General features: G+C 69.3%; 12 protein-coding genes. 7 read left to right on the top strand and 5 right to left on the bottom strand.

The window, feature by feature from the left end:
- Positions 1–35 precede the first annotated feature (35 nt).
- From WPS_RS14970 to WPS_RS14955, 4 genes are all read left to right on the top strand, one after another.
- Positions 36–1,598, top strand: a complete 1,563-nt coding sequence (locus WPS_RS14970; protein WP_317995272.1) for a Na+/H+ antiporter — start codon at positions 36–38, stop codon at positions 1,596–1,598.
- A 211-nt stretch (positions 1,599–1,809) separates the two neighbouring features.
- Positions 1,810–3,306 (top strand): helix-turn-helix transcriptional regulator, encoded by a 1,497-nt coding sequence (locus WPS_RS14965; protein WP_317995271.1) that lies wholly within the window; start codon positions 1,810–1,812, stop codon positions 3,304–3,306.
- A 272-nt stretch (positions 3,307–3,578) separates the two neighbouring features.
- Positions 3,579–3,875: a hypothetical protein gene (locus tag WPS_RS14960; protein WP_317995270.1), complete on the top strand. Its 297-nt coding sequence runs from the start codon at positions 3,579–3,581 to the stop codon at positions 3,873–3,875.
- Positions 3,876–3,891: 16 nt separating this feature from the next.
- Positions 3,892–4,941 carry an HD-GYP domain-containing protein gene (locus WPS_RS14955; protein ID WP_317995269.1) on the top strand — a complete coding sequence of 350 codons (1,050 nt, stop codon included), beginning with the start codon at positions 3,892–3,894 and terminating at the stop codon, positions 4,939–4,941.
- Between the two features lie 4 nt (positions 4,942–4,945).
- Here WPS_RS14955 and WPS_RS14950 read toward each other — a convergent pair whose 3' ends face one another.
- From WPS_RS14950 to mfd, 3 genes are read right to left on the bottom strand one after another with little or no spacing between them, the layout of a single operon-like run.
- Positions 4,946–5,161 carry a hypothetical protein gene (locus WPS_RS14950; protein WP_317995268.1) on the bottom strand — a complete coding sequence of 72 codons (216 nt, stop codon included), beginning with the start codon at positions 5,159–5,161 and terminating at the stop codon, positions 4,946–4,948.
- Between the two features lie 18 nt (positions 5,162–5,179).
- A complete protein-coding gene (locus WPS_RS14945; RefSeq protein WP_317995267.1) occupies positions 5,180–5,752 on the bottom strand; it encodes a DUF4126 domain-containing protein in 573 nt (190 codons plus the stop codon).
- A gap of 22 nt (positions 5,753–5,774) precedes the next feature.
- Positions 5,775–9,320, bottom strand: a complete 3,546-nt coding sequence (mfd, locus tag WPS_RS14940) for a transcription-repair coupling factor (protein ID WP_317995266.1) — start codon at positions 9,318–9,320, stop codon at positions 5,775–5,777.
- Positions 9,321–9,541: 221 nt separating this feature from the next.
- Here mfd and WPS_RS14935 point away from each other — a divergent pair, with 221 nt between their 5' ends.
- On the top strand, positions 9,542–9,925 hold the full coding sequence (locus WPS_RS14935) for an Hsp20/alpha crystallin family protein (RefSeq protein ID WP_317995265.1): 384 nt from the start codon (positions 9,542–9,544) through the stop codon (positions 9,923–9,925).
- A gap of 70 nt (positions 9,926–9,995) precedes the next feature.
- Here the strand turns inward: WPS_RS14935 and WPS_RS14930 are convergent, their stop codons facing one another.
- Complete coding sequence (locus WPS_RS14930) at positions 9,996–11,555, bottom strand: MptA/MptB family glycosyltransferase (RefSeq protein ID WP_317995264.1); 1,560 nt, start codon at positions 11,553–11,555, stop codon at positions 9,996–9,998.
- Positions 11,556–11,596: 41 nt separating this feature from the next.
- Here WPS_RS14930 and WPS_RS14925 point away from each other — a divergent pair, with 41 nt between their 5' ends.
- Positions 11,597–12,901, top strand: coding sequence for a thymidine phosphorylase (locus WPS_RS14925; protein ID WP_317995263.1), 1,305 nt, complete (start codon positions 11,597–11,599; stop codon positions 12,899–12,901).
- The gene (gene rfaD, locus WPS_RS14920) at positions 12,901–13,923 is read left to right on the top strand and encodes an ADP-glyceromanno-heptose 6-epimerase (protein ID WP_317995262.1); all 1,023 of its coding nucleotides are present in this window, start codon (positions 12,901–12,903) and stop codon (positions 13,921–13,923) included. The genes WPS_RS14925 and rfaD overlap by 1 nt, the downstream gene beginning before the upstream one ends.
- Here rfaD and WPS_RS14915 read toward each other — a convergent pair.
- Positions 13,848–14,870 (bottom strand): glycosyltransferase family 2 protein, encoded by a 1,023-nt coding sequence (locus WPS_RS14915; protein ID WP_317995261.1) that lies wholly within the window; start codon positions 14,868–14,870, stop codon positions 13,848–13,850. The genes rfaD and WPS_RS14915 overlap by 76 nt on opposite strands.
- Positions 14,871–14,881: the final 11 nt, after the last annotated feature.

Below are 14,881 nucleotides of genomic sequence, written 5' to 3'. Positions count from 1 at the left end.
CCGGAGAGCGACGGGCGTCCCGCGAACCGCCCGGCGTGAGCGAACCGGTCCTGCTCGTGCTCGGGCTGGCAGCCGCGATCGCCTTCGCGATCGTTGCGAAGCGGTTCGCGCTGCCCTACCCGATCGTCTTCGTGCTGGCCGGGACGGCGCTGGCGTTCGTCCCGGGGCTGCCGCAGGTCCGCATCGCGCCCGACTGGATCTTTCTCGCGATCCTGCCGCCGCTGCTCTTTTCGGGCGGTTGGGCGACCGACTGGGTGATGTTCCGGCGCAATCTGCGGCCGATTCTTCAGCTGGCGATCGGGCTGGTCGTCGTCAGCACCGTCGCCGTCGCGGCCTTGGCCGACCGGATCGTGCCGGTGCTCGGCTGGGCCGGCGCGTTCGTCCTCGGGGCGATCGTCTCGCCGCCCGATGCCGTCGCGGCGATCGCCGTCTTCGAGCGGTTCGCGGTCCCGCGCCGGATCGCCGCCGTGATCGACGGCGAGGGTCTCGTCAACGACGCGACGGCTTTGGTGATCTACGGGTACGCGGTCGCGGCAGCGACGACCGGGGAGTTCGCGGTCGTCCCCGCGCTCGGCTCGTTCGTCGTCGTCGCCGTCGGCGGCGTGGCGGCGGGGGTCGCGGTCGCCTGGATCGTCGAACGGCTGTCGCGCGCGCTCGTGCGGCTCGACCTCACCGACTCGCTGATCGACACGCTGCTGGTGATCGGAGCGGCGTACGCGGCGTATCTGGGCGGCCAGGCGCTGCACGTCTCCGGCGTCCTCTCGACGGTCGTCGCGGGGCTGCTGATCTCGCGGCGCTCGTCGGTGGTGTTCTCGCCGGAATCGCGGCTGATCGGCGTCAACGTCTGGAACGTTTGGATCTACCTGCTCAACGCGTACGTCTTTCTGGCGATCGGCCTGCAGCTGCGCGGCTTCGTCGCCGGCGGCGGCCGCGCGGCGGCGCTGCTTCCGGCGGCGCTCGCGATCAGCGCCCTCCTGATCGCGGTCCGGCTGGCCTGGATCTACCCGGCCGCGGTGATCCCGCGGCTGATCCCGGCGGTGCGGCGCGCCGACCCGCGCCCGCCGTGGTCGTGGCTGACGATCATCGGCTGGACGGGGATGCGCGGGATCGTGTCGCTCGCGGCGGCGCTCGCGCTCCCGCCGATCGCGCGCCGCGATGACATCATCTTCATTACGTTCGTCGTGATCTTCGTGAAGCTGGTCGGCCAGGGGCTCACCCTGATCCCGCTGCTGCGGCTGCTGCGCATCAGCCGGGACGGTGACGGTGAGCGCCGCGAGGTGGAGGTGCGGATCGCCGGGCTGCGCGCCGGACTGCAGAAGATCCGCGAGATGCGCGCGCGGCATGCCGCGCCCGACGAGCGTGAAGTGCTCGACCGCCTTGCCGACGAGTATCAGCATCGCATCGAGCACCTGAACCGGCACGGCACCGGGACGGCGGCGGAGACCGCCGCCAGCCGCTTCGATCACGACGCCCAGACCGCCGCGATCCGGGCCGAGCGGCGCGCGATCATGCGCCTGCGCGACCGCGGCGAGATCCCCGACGAGATCTTCCGGAAGGTCCAATATGACATGGATCTGGCGGAGTCGCGGCTCTTCTGAACGAACCGGGCCGCTGAATAGGGTGTACGGGCAGGAGATCGATGGCTGCAGAAGCGCCGGCTGACCACGCACGCGCGGCGGATGGCGCCCCGCCGCCGCATCCCCGCACGTCCTTGCAACAGGACTTCGGGACTATATCGGCAATCTTGCCGGGTAGTATGAGCCGCGCTCATTGTGCACGCGGCTTGTCGCACGGACGTGACTTCCGCTCATGGATGCCATGCTGAACGGGCGCGCTCAAGAGCCGGTCGTCACTTTGGAACGCTTTTACGAGATCGCGTGCCAAGGCCGGCGCACCGATATCGAAGCGTTCCTGATGCGCTTCCCCGCGTCAGCGCGCATTCGCGACCCGATCGCGATCGCGGCGCGCGGGATGAAATCCGCGACCAGCGGCGACGTCGCCGGCGGCGTCGCACTGCTCAAGCGCGCGACGACGCACGCCGAGCCCGACGCGCGGCCCTACATCATCGATCTGCTGACGCCGCTGATGCTGATCTCCAACGAGGTCGACGAAGCGCTCGCGCTGATGGATTCCGCCGTCGACGTGCCGGCCGAACTGATCCCGGCGTTTCAGGCCCAGCGCTCGGTCATCGCGGCCCGTCAGGGCCAGGATGCGCTCAGCGCCGAGCTGGCGCAGGACGCCCTCGAACTCGGCCGCGCGCTCGACAATCCGCTGATCGTCGGCCGCCTGATCCAGCGCAGCGGGCTGGCGGCGTTCTACCGCGAGGACTTCGACGAAGCGCAGGAGCGCGCGCTCGAAGCGGCGCGCTGTTTCGAGCGGATCGAATCGCACCGCAACGCCGCGATGGCGTATTCCATTCTCTACGTCATCGCGCACTACTGGCTCGCCGATCCCGACGTCACGCGATTCTACGCGCGCCATCTCACGATGTGCGCGCATCTCGCCGGAGACCAGTCGCTCGAGCACATCGGGCTGCTCTACCAATTGGAGGCCGCGGCCGCGGCCGGCGACTCGCGGCGCTTCGGCTCGATCCGCGGCCGAATGCTCGCGAACCGGATGAACGAGCAGTTCTGGCACCAGCGCTACACCTACTCGGTCGCCGAGGCGCTGGCCCATGGCTGGGCCGGCCGGTTCGACATCGCGCGGACCCTGCTGGTCGCGCAGCGCAAGGTCGAGACGCTCACCCTGGCCGAACGCGCGTTCTGCGACGCGCTCCTCGCCGCGGTCGCGGTGGCGAGCTGGCAGATCGACGAGGCCCGCACGTTGGCCCGACGCGTGATCAGCCAGACGACCGAGCGCTCGACCAAGGAACCGCTCTTCGAGACGCGCCAACGCCGGATCGCCCGCATCCTGGCGGCGACAATCTGCGTGATCATCGGCGATGCGACGCGCGGCCGGCGCGCCCTCTCGCGCGCATTCGACCCGGATGCGCAGTTCGCCACCCTGATGACAAGCAAGGGCTTGGACGAAGAACGCGTCCCGCCGCTGATGGTCGGCTACGTGCGCTTCGTGAACGAAGCGTGCCGCAGCGCGATGCTGACGCGTCCCCGTCACGGGCTGACCGAGACCGAGCTCGAGATCCTGCGCGTTCTCCCGGAGGGCGTCACGCTCGCGACGATCGCGACGTCGTTCGGCAAGTCGAAGAAAACGCTCGAGAAGCAAGTCGGCAGCATCTACTCAAAATTGCAGGTCGGGAGCCGCGCCGAGGCGGTGCGCCGCGCCCGAGATCTCGGCATCTACGCCTAAACTTTTTCTCGGTAGAAAAAGGCCGGAGCGGCGCACCTTTTCGGCGCTCATGGGGTGCTCGACCCTCTCCCCCCTCGCCACCAGTATGCTAGTGTTCTGTCATCACACCGCCGTCCCTTATATGGAGTGCTATGATGACGCGTTTCGCTTCGCCCTCGATCGACGTTCTGTTCTTCACCCAGCCCATCGGCTGCTAAACGTTCATGTATCAACTCGCACCGGAAGCGCGCTCCAGCGACCGCACGCGCCTCTTCATCGAGAGCTGCACGTCGATGGCCCCCACCACGGATAATCTCGGACTCGTCGGCACGCTCGCTCGCATGATGCGCGACGCCCTCGCCAGCTCTGACACGCGCGAACTGCGCGACTACGTTGCAATGGCCGCTTCGACCGATGGCGACATCGACGATGCGCTCGCCGCTGCCGGACAGGCCGTCGTCGACGAACACGATGAACTCCCGTTTCAAAAACTGCATGACCTGATTCGGCGCGTTGCACAGATCGAACGTGAAGCGTTGAACCCGGCACGCCGGACTCGCGACACGTTCCGCACGGTCTACGCGGGCTGAACCCGGTTTCACGCGCATGTACGACGACGAATTGACGCAGGAGTGCACGCACTCGCTGCGGGTCCAGCTCTCCGAGCTCCTCGACGAACGTCGAGTTGAGACGGCGAACGATGTCGTCGGCCTCCTGCGCACCAAGCTGGAGATGAACGTGTCGCCGCTCATCGTGCGAACGCTCGTCCACACGCTTGCCGAAAGTCTCGCCGAAGGTTCGGCCGACCCATTCATCCACTGGTCGCGCATGGTACGCCACGCGCACTCCACCGCGATTGTGTTCGCCATGGTTGATGCCGTGTGTGAAGTCGCGGAACGTCTGGCCCACGGACTCGAAGGCGATTTCGCTTCGATCGTTGTTTTTCTCGAAATTGTCAAAGTCCGGACGCGGTCCGTTCCACTTGACGATGCGACCCCCGCGGCGGAGGGCGAAATACCCGGACGCGCGGCGATCCAGAGTCTGCTGGCGATGTTGCGAGCGCGCGATGATGCGACGTGCACGCATGCGCAGGCTACCGGGGAGTGGGGTCGACGGATCGCGGTACGCGTCGGCCTGTCGGCGACGACCACGGAGCGCATCGTGCGCGCCGGCGTCCTGCACGACATCGGCAAGATCCGCGTCCCCGATGCGATCCTCTTCAAGCCGGGGTCGCTCGCGAACGACGAGTGGGAGATCATGAAGCGCCACGCCGAGGCGGGCGCCGAGATTCTTAACGAGCTCCCTACGCTGGCGCAGTACGCGCCGATCGTCGCGGCGCACCACGAGCGCATCGACGGACGCGGCTACCCGTACGGCCTCAAGGGCGATGAAATCTCGCTCGAGTCGCGCGTCGTCTCCGTCGCCGATTCGTTCCACGCGATGATCACGAATCGGCCGTATCGCGCCGCGCTCACCTACGGTCAGGCGATCGCCGCCCTCCAAGAGGGCCGCGGAACGCAGTGGGACGCCTCGGTCGTCGACGTCATGGTCGCGCTGGCCGTCGAAGAACGGAATCGCTCGGTCGACGCGAACCTCGCGCTGCCGCTGCAAGTCTCGCCGGACGCCGGCATCGTCCGCCGCAGCGACGCCGTCTAGCTAGCTAGCGCGCGGGACTCGACGCCGGACGCACGCGCGTCGGATCGTCGAGGGTCTCGTCATGGGCCGGACGCACCGTGCCGTCGCAGCCGCACTCTTGCGGCGCCGCTTGGCGCGTCCCGGGATACCAATAGTGGCAGGTCGGCGTATGCAGCCGCCACGAGTGGCCGCAGCAGTGCAGATCGTCCCCGAGTCTGGACCGTCCCGCGCCGTCCACCATACGGAAAACGGTAGAGCGTCACGCGGCGCGCGTCAAGCGACGGGCGAGGATGCGGCAAACGACGAGGATCGCAGCCAGCGTGCAGAGCAGCGCCGCGATCGCGACCAGGATCGGGACGAAAAACGCCAGCACCAAGGCGACCAGTGCAGCAACGTCCTCGACGATGCTGACGACGGGGTTCAATGCGCCGAAGGTCGTCACCGTGCTCGCCGCACGCGCCGACGAACGCAGTCCGTGAACGCCGAGCGCGTTCGCCCCGGCGGCGACGGCGAGTGCGATCGCCGTCCCGTTTCCGTCGCTCAGTGCAGGATCGCTCACCAGCGCCGCCGTGCCGCCGGCGACCGGTGCGAGGACGGCATGCACCAGGTGCAGGACGTGATCGACGCCGGGGACCTTATCGGCGACGAAGTCGGCGACGACGAGAACCGCGGCGATTCCGAGCGTCGCGTCGGAGCCGATCCACTGCATTCCAGGCGGCGCCGCGAGCCAGTGCAGGTGCACGGCGAGCGAGAGCGCGGCGATCGTGAGACCGGCGCGCAGCCCGGCGATCGAACTCAGCGAATACGCGAGGGCGAGGTCGTGAACGTCCATCGATGCACTGAACCTCCGGCAATCAGAGCGATCCGAGCAGAGCGCGCAGGGTCGGGAGCTGATCCGCCGGCGAGCGGGCCGGCAGGTCGATCGTGATCTTCCCTTCGCCGAAGCGGAACTTGTTCTTCGTGAGCGACTGAAGCTTCGGGATCGACGCCGGATCGAGTCGGAAGCCGGTCCCGACGCCCAGCGTCAGCCGTTGTTCGTTGATGACGACGCGGGTGACGCCGGCCCGCAGCGCCATCACGCGCAGGCGCGTGATCTCCACGAGCGCCTCGAACTCCGGCGGCGGTGCGCCGAAGCGGTCGCGCACCGACTCGGCCGCCGCCTCGACCGCGGCGAGCGTGCCGGCTGCGGCCAACTGCTGGTAGATCGCGATCTTCTGCGAAATCTGCGGGACGTAGTCGTCGGGGACGTAGGCGTCGAGCTTGACGTCGATCACCGCTTCGCGCGCATCCTCACGGGCGTGCTCGACTCCCTTGCGCTCGGCGATCGCGTCGGCCAGAAGCTGCGCGTACGTCTCGAAGCCGACCGCGCCGATGAACCCCGACTGCGCCGCGCCCAGCAGGTTCCCCGAGCCGCGGATCTCGAGATCGCGCATCGCGATCTGCAGCCCGCTGCCCAGATGGGTGAACTCGCGGATCGCTTCCAGCCGGGCCTTCGCCTCTTCGGTGAGCGCCTTGTGCGCTTGATAGAGCAGAAATGCGTACGCCTGATGGTTGGAACGCCCGACGCGGCCGCGCAATTGGTACAGCTGCGCCAGGCCGAACTTGTCGGCGTCGTTGACGACGATCGTGTTCACGTTGGGGATGTCGATCCCGTTCTCGATGATCGTCGTCGAGACGAAGACGTCGATCTCGCCGTTGATGAACGCTTCCATCACCGGCTCGAGCTCGTGCTCGCGCATCTGACCGTGACCGACGGCGACGCGCGCTTTCGGCACGAGCTGTTCGAGCGCGCGCGCGATTCCGTAGATCGACTCGATCCGGTTGTGGACGTAGTACACCTGACCGCCGCGGTCGAGCTCGTTCGCGATCGCGCGCTGGACGACGGCGTCGGAGGCCGGCACCACGACGGTCTTGATCGACATGCGATTCTTCGGCGCGGTCTGGATCAGCGAGAGATCGCGCACGCCCATCAGCGACATCTGCAGGGTGCGCGGGATCGGCGTCGCCGAGAGCGTCAGCACGTCGACGGTCGCTTTGAGCTGCTTGAGTCGCTCTTTGTGCATCACGCCGAAACGCTGCTCTTCATCGACGACGATCAAGCCGAGATCGCGGAAGACGACGTCCTTCTGCAGGATGCGGTGCGTGCCGATCACGACGTCGACCTTGCCCTGCGCGAGGTCGTCGAGGATCGCCTGCGCTTCTTTCTTGGTCTTGAAGCGCGAGAGTTCTTCGATGCGGACCGGGAACGACGCGAAGCGCGCCGCGATCGTGCGCGCGTGCTGGGCCGCGAGCAGGGTCGTCGGACAGAGCACCGCGACTTGCTTTCTGTCGGCGATCGCCTTGAAGATCGCGCGCACCGCGACCTCGGTCTTCCCGTAGCCGACGTCGCCGCAGACGAGCCGGTCCATCGGTCGCGGCGACTCCATGTCGGCCTTGGCCTCGGCGATCGCCTTCGCCTGATCGGGCGTCGGTTCGTAGGGGAAGGCCTCTTCGAGTTCGGCCTGCCACGGCGTGTCGGGCGCGAACGCGTGTCCGCGCGCGATCTCGCGCTCCGCGTAGAGTTGCACCAGCCCTTCGGCGATCTCGGCGAGTTTTTCCGAGACGCGCGATTTCGTGCGCGCCCAGTCGCCGCCGCCCATCTTGGAGAGGCGCGGCGCGTGGCCTTCGGCGGCGGTGTACTTGGTGACCTGATGCATCTGATGCACCGGCACCAGCATGCGATCGGTCCCCGCGTACTTGAGATCGAGGTAGTCGCTGGTCGCGCCGAGGATCGTCTCGGTGCGCAGTCCGAGATACTGCCCGATCCCGTGCACCGCGTGCACGACGTAGTCGCCGACCTTGAGATCCGCGAGCGTGACCGGGACGCCTTCCTTGACGGCGCGCAGTTTGACGCGCCGCGCCGGCTGACCGTAGATCTCGCGGTCGCCGAGCACGTGGAGGTGCAGGCCGGGGATGGCGAAGCCGTGCTCGATCGAACCTTGATCGACGTACACCGTCCCGGCCCGCGCGACGCCCGACGCCGACATCGCGATCCCGTCGGTGCCGACGTGCGAGCGCAGGTGCACGAACGGCGCGGAGCGTTCGACGCTCACGTTCGCGCCGCGCAGGATCTCCGCCAAGCGCGACGCGCCGCTCGCGACGAGCCACACCGTCTCACCGGCCGCCACCCACTCGCGTACCGACTGCGCGAAGCGTTCGATGCGGCGGTTGAAATGTTCCGCCGGCCGCGTCTCGAGGACGAATCCTTCGAGCGTCTTCGGCAGCCACCCGAGCTCGCCGGCTTCGATCCCGCCGGTGACGACGAGGACGCGGCGTTCGTGCAGGCGCGCGCCGTCGCCGTGCAGGGTCGGATGCGGCGCGACGACGTCGGCGAGGAGCGCTTCGCCGATCTCGTCGTCACGCACGTCGAGTTCGCCGGAGTCGACGCCGGCGAGGAGCACGTCGGCGCCGCGCGCGCGCTCTTCGTCGAGACCGCGTTCGACGGTTTCGAGCATCCCGGGCTCGTCGAGGACGACGAGCGCGTCGCTGTCGAGGTAGTCGAGCACGGTCGCGCGCTCGTCGTACGCGAGACTGAGCCACGGTTCGGGGACGTCGTTGTGCGCGCCGAGAAACGCGCGCAGCGCCGAGATCACGTTGGACTCGCCGGTCGCGCGCGCGACGACGTTCTCGCGCAGCGCGTCGTCGCGCAGCACCTCGAGCCACGGCGTGATCGTCACGTCGTCGAGTTCGCCGGTCGAACGCTGCGACTGCAATTCGAACGCGCGCACCGCATCGACGTCGTCGCCGAAGAACTCGATTCGCACCGGCGCGTCGGCGGTCGCCGGGAAGACATCGAGGATCCCGCCGCGCACCGCATATTGGCCGGCGGCGCTCACGACGTCGACGCGCGCGTAGCCGAGCCGGTACAGCCGCTGCTGGGTCGCCTCCCAGCCCGCCGTCTCGTCGGCGCGCAGCGTGAACGACGCGCCTTCGAAAACGGCGCGCGGGATGACGTACTGGCGCAGCGCGGCGACCGGCGCGACGACCACCTGCGGCTTGCGCGCGCACAAATCGGCGAGCAGCGACATGCGCGCGCTGCGTTCCGAGGGCGACTCGAGCGCGCCGAGGTTCTCATCGCGCGGCCGCAGGAGCGCGACCGCGGCTTTCTCGCCGAGGTAGTAAGTGAGATCGGTGAAGGTCCGTTCGGCGACGTCGCTGGTCGGAACGACGACGAAGACGCTCCCGCCGAGCGCTTCGTGGAGGCCGGCGAGGAGAAACGGGCGGGCGGCGCCGGTCGTCTCGTGCAGCGCGAATGCGAGACCGCGCTCGCTCAAGGGCGTGCGCAGGCGCTCGATCAGCTCGGCGAGCGACCGCGAGGACGCCGGGAGCGCGCGGACGAGATTGGGTGCGATGGCAGCCACGGGAACGTCCAACTCTATCACGTCCCGCCACCCCCGTCACCCCCACACCCCGTCACCCTGAGCTTGTCGTAGGGCCACCCCGATCGTGGCCGCCGATCTGGCACTATTGGCAGTGTATTGACATGAGTGCTAAACTACGTTAGAATTGGTGTGTCAGAAATATGGCCGACCTCCCCGTGAGCGGACAGAGGCGGCGCACATTTGGAGGTTTTTCGCACACCATGGCTGATCTGATGACCCGCAACGGCGGCAACCGTTCCTTCGTCACCGATTTTCTCGCCGGCTTCGACCCAGTTCGCGGCTTCTTCGGCGGCTCGGCCCAGTACGGGCTCGGGATCGACGTCCAGAAGTCCGAAAGCGGCTGGACCGTCGAGCTCCCCGTCCCCGGCTACAAGCCCGACCAGATCGACGTGAGCGTCGAGGATCGCGTCCTGACCGTCACCGGCAAGAGCGAGCGGCGTTCGTTCCAGCGCTCGATCCTGCTGCCCGAAGAGGTCGACGCCGAGTCGATCGAGGCGAAGGTCGAGCACGGTCTGCTGACCCTGGGCCTGCACCTGCACCCGAAGGCGCAGCCCCGCAAGATCGCCGTCCAAGTCGTCAACTAACGTCGAGCGACCTCGGTTGCCTCGTGAATGACGAAAGCCCCGCAGCCTCGCGGCGCGGGGCTTTTGCGTGTCACCGTTCGAGGCGAAGCGGGAGCGAGAAGCTCGTGCTGTGGCCGTCGGCCGTGTTGGCGATGAACTCGATCTGGTAGGTCCGCCCGAGCAAGAAGGACGGGATCGCGTCGGGGAGCTGCTGCTGGCCGGCGAAGACCCCCGGCGCCTGGAGCGGGATCCCGATCTCGCGGCCCATAGTGCGCGCGGACAGCGAGGTGACGTCGAGGCTGGTGACGATTCGCACCAGGAGCATCCCGCCGCGGTGCAGGGTCCGATCGTTCAGCGCGACCTCCGTGATCCGCGGCGTGCCGGCGGCGGGCGGCGGGGTCACCACGTAGCCGAAGAGCGGCGGCGTCGGCGCAGCGGTCGGTACCGGCGTCGCGGACGGCGCGGGCGAGAGCGATGCGGCGGGCGCCGGGGTCGGCGTCGTCGTCGCGACGGGGAGCGGCTGCGGAGCCGGACTCGCGAGCGGCGGCGGCGTGGGCGGCGCTGGCTGCGCCGGGAGCGGCTGAGGCGAGGGAGCGGGGCTGATCGCCGCCAGGAGCAGCGGCAGGGCGTAGTGCGCGAGCATCGTTCCTCCGAGGAACGTCGGGTCCCGTAGCGCGGTTCCGACAACGGCGTCCTGAGCGTACCCTGCGAGACCGGTCACCGTCGCGACGGCGAGCCCGAGCGCGGCGGGCGACCGGCGGACCGCCGTGACGACGGGAAGCAGCCAGATCGCATACCAGGGTTCGGGGCTGGGGAGCGCGATCCAGCCTGCCAGCGCGAGTCCGGCGAGCCGGTCGCCGCTCCGCCAGGCCCGGACGACCCCGACGCCGCCCAACGCGGCCATCGCGGCCGCCGTGATGAACGGGATCGGCGACCCCGACCACGCGGCGAGCGCCGGGCCGTGTACCAGCGAGAGGCGCGGCGCCCCGATGCTTCGGTCGAGCCCGTGGGCGATCACCGACCAGCCCAGCGGTGCGTAGGCGACTGCCGCCAGGGCGAGCGCCGTCCACGTTGCGCGTCGATCGCGGTCTCGTGCGATGCGCAGAACCAGCGGGATCGCCGCGACGGCCTTCACCGCGGTCCCGGCGATCAGCGCGGCGAGCGCGCCGCGTCGGGTTCGCGCGCAGTCCGCGGCGAGGACCAGTGCGAGCCAGAACGGGTCGTTGTGACCCTCGGCCGCGCTCCAGAGCACGACCGGGTGCAGGGAGAGCGCGGCCGAGAGCGCCGGACGCCGCGGCGCCGCAAGCGCGATGCACCCGATCAGCCCCGCCGCGGCGACGATCCGAAACGCGAGCACTACTGCCGCAGGCCCCCAGGGACGCAGCGTGGCGACCAACGCCGCCGCCGGAAGCGTGAAGAGCGGGCCGTACACGTCGCGCGGCAGCGAGCCGTTCCATGCGCCCAGGGCGGCGTCGAGGACCGGATCGCGGAAGCCGGCGATCGCCGCCGGGCCGAACGCGTGCGCCCACGGATCGACGCCGCGGCCGAGGAGGGCCCCGTAGGCCGCGTACGCCCAGACGTCGGCGGAGAGCGGCGGAAGCGCGAGCGCGACGATCAGCACCGGCACCGCGACGGCAAGGCGGATGCGCACGCCGGGGGCTTCGCGGCGGCGCCGCACGAATCCGATCGCTCGTGAACTGCGAGGGGTGGCTGCGGCGTGCGCTCGCCGCGAAGCGCGACGGTGAGATCCTCGACGACGCGACCTGGAGGCGGATCGTCGAGGGCTACGTCGCAGGCACGATCGACGACGCCCCGATTGCGGCGCTCGCGATGGCTTGCGCGATCCGCGGGATGGGCGACGCGGAGGTCGCGGCCCTGACCGGCGCGATGGTACGCTCCGGCGACGTGCTCGCGTATCCGCATGCCGCCGGAATCGTCGTCGACAAGCATTCCTCCGGGGGCGTCGGCGATACCGTCTCGCTCGTCGCGGTCCCGCTCGTCGCCGCCTGCGGCGTCCCGGTCGCCAAGCTCTCGGGCCGCGCCCTCGGCCACACCGGCGGGACGCTCGATAAGCTCGAGGCGATCCCGGGCGTGCGCACCGATCTCTCCCCTGAGGCGTTCGTCGCGCAGGTCGAGACGATCGGCTGCGCGATCGCCGCGCAGTCGGACCGGCTCGTCCCGGCCGACCGCAAGCTCTACGCGCTGCGCGACCGCACCGGCACCGTCCCGTCGCCGGGTCTCATCGCCGCCTCGATCGTCTCGAAGAAGATCGCCGGCGGTGCCGGCGCAATCGTCTTCGACGTGAAGGCGGGACGCGGCGCGTTCATGCGCACGGCCGCCGAGGCCGTCGGACTCGCGCGGATGCTGGTGCAGCTCGCGGAGCGCTTCGGGCGCCGCGCGAGCGCGCTGGTGAGCGACATGGACGAACCGCTCGGCGCCGCGGTCGGCAGCGGGATCGAAGCGGTGGAGGCGCGCGACTTTCTGCGCGGCGACGATCGCGATCCGCGGCTCGCCGAGGCGATCTTCGCCGTGGTCCACGAAATGCTCCGCGTCGCCGGCGTCCCGGGCGAACGCGTCGTTCCGGCGGCGCTCGACGCGCTGGAGTCGGGCGCCGCCTACGCGCGCTTCGTGCAGATGATCGAGGCGCAGGGCGGGACGCGCGACGCGGTCGAGCGGATCGCGGCGCATCCTGCGCGCTCGAGCGCGCTCGCCCCGTGCGACGGCGTGGTCACCGCGATCGACGCGATCGCGATCGGCGAGCTCGCGCGCGAGCTGACCGTCGCCGACGGGCCGTTCTCCGGGATCCGGATCGTCGCCCGGACCGGGACGCCGGTGCGCGCCGGGGACGTCCTGGCCGAATGCGCCGGGACGTCGGTGGAGCCCGCCGCCGTCGCACAGGCGTTCACCATCGGCGCGACCGCACCGCCGCCGCGTCCGCTGGTCGACGCGATCGTGCGGGATGCGGCGGCCTCCGAGCCGTCGAAAGCGCGCAGCTAATGGATCGCGTCGTCGTCACGGGTGGAGCCGGGCTGATCGGTTCCGCGCTCGTGCGGCACCTCAATCTCGACGGAATCGAGGACATCGTCGTCGTCGATCGCCTCGGCACGAGCGAGAAGTGGCGTCATCTCGTCCCGCTGCGCTTCGCCGACTACCTCGACGCCGGCGAGTTCTACGCGCGGATCGCCGCCGATCCGTACGCGTTCGGCCGCGTCGCCGCAGTGTTCCATCTCGGCGCGTGCTCGTCGACGACCGAGCGCGACGCGTCGTATCTGGTGCAGAACAACGTGCGGCGCTCGCAGGAGATCGCGCGCTGGTCGTTCTCGCTGGGGGCGCGCTTCACGTATGCATCGTCGGCAGCGACCTACGGCGCGCGCGAGTGCGAGATGCGCGAGGATCTCGATCCGCACGCGCTGCGCCCGCTCAACATGTACGGCTACTCAAAGCACCTCTTCGACCGGTGGATGCGGCGCGAAGGTCTGCTCGAACGCGCCGTCGGCCTCAAGTACTTCAACGTCTACGGTCCCAACGAAGACCACAAGGGCGAGATGCGCAGCGTCGTCGCCAAAGCCTACGAGCAGATCCGCGCGACCGGCACGATCGAACTGTTCAAGAGCTATCGCGAAGGGATCGCCGACGGCGAACAGAGCCGCGATTTTCTCTACGTGAAGGACGCCGCCGCGATCACCGCGTTTCTCGCCGCGTCACCGGCCGCCGGCGGGCTGTACAACGTCGGCTCGGGGATCGCGCGGACCTGGAACGATCTCGCGCGCGCGGTCTTCGCCGCGCTCGATCTGCCGCCGCGCATCATCTACGTGGAGATGCCGGACGCGCTGCGCGGGAAGTACCAGTACCGCACCGTCGCGACGATCGACCGGCTGCGCGACGCGGGCTGGACGCGTCCGTTCACGACGCTCGAAGCTGCGATCGACGACTACGTGCGCCGCTACCTGACCAGCGGCGCGGCGCTCGGCGACGAGTCCGCGTCGAGCCCGCTCCCGACGCTCTCGGCGACGAGGTAGAGCGGGCGGCCTTTGATCTCGTCGTAGACGCGGCCGACGTACTCGCCGAGAATCCCGATCGTGATCAGCTGCACGCCGCCCAGGAACAGGATCGCGAAGATCGTCGACGTGTAGCCGGGCAAGTTGTAGCCGGTGAAGATGCGGATGCCGATCTCGACGACCGCGACGACGAACGCGACCGCGCTGACCAGGAAGCCGAACCAGGTCGCGATGCGCAGCGGGATCTCGCTGAACGCGGTGATCCCGTCGATCGCGAAGCGCAGCATCTTCGAGAGCGGATACTTCGAGCGGCCGGAGTGGCGCTCGGCGCGATCGTATTCGATCCCGGTCTGCTTGTAGCCGACCCACGAGACGAGCCCGCGGATGAAGCGGTGGCGTTCGCGCGAGTTGCGCAGCGCGCTGACGACGCGCTTGCTCATCAGCCGGAAGTCCCCGGTGTCGACGGGGATCGAGACGTTGGTCAGCCGGCGGATCGTGCGGTAGAACAGCGCCGCGGTGAGCAGTTTGAAGCGGCTCTCGCCGGCGCGGCGCCGCCGTGTCGCGTAGACGACGTCGTAGCCTTCGCGAAACTTCGCGAGAAACGCGTCGATGAGTTCGGGCGGATCCTGGAGATCGCCGTCCATCAGCACGACCGCGTCGCCGTGCGCCGCGTCGAGCCCCGCGGTCGCGGCGATCTGGTGGCCGAAGTTGCGCGAGAGCGAGATGACCCGCAGGTGCGGATCGAGCGCCGCCGCCGCGAGCAGGATGGCGAGCGTGCCGTCACGGCTTCCGTCGTCGACGCAGATCAGTTCCCATCCGGCCGGCGGCACGCTCAGCCCGGTGACCACCTCGCGCAGGCGCCGCAGCAGCTCGCCGACGTTCTCCGCTTCGTTGTAGAGCGGGACGACGATGCTGAGCGTCGCGTCGGCGCCGCGGTGGACTGCGACGCTGGACGGGGAAGAGATCATGGTGCGACGAC

The organism is Vulcanimicrobium alpinum, from assembly GCF_027923555.1.
Lineage (GTDB): Bacteria > Vulcanimicrobiota > Vulcanimicrobiia > Vulcanimicrobiales > Vulcanimicrobiaceae > Vulcanimicrobium > Vulcanimicrobium alpinum.
The sequence above is the reverse complement of the archived record's forward strand: the minus strand, read 5'-3'. Positions and strand labels throughout refer to the sequence as shown.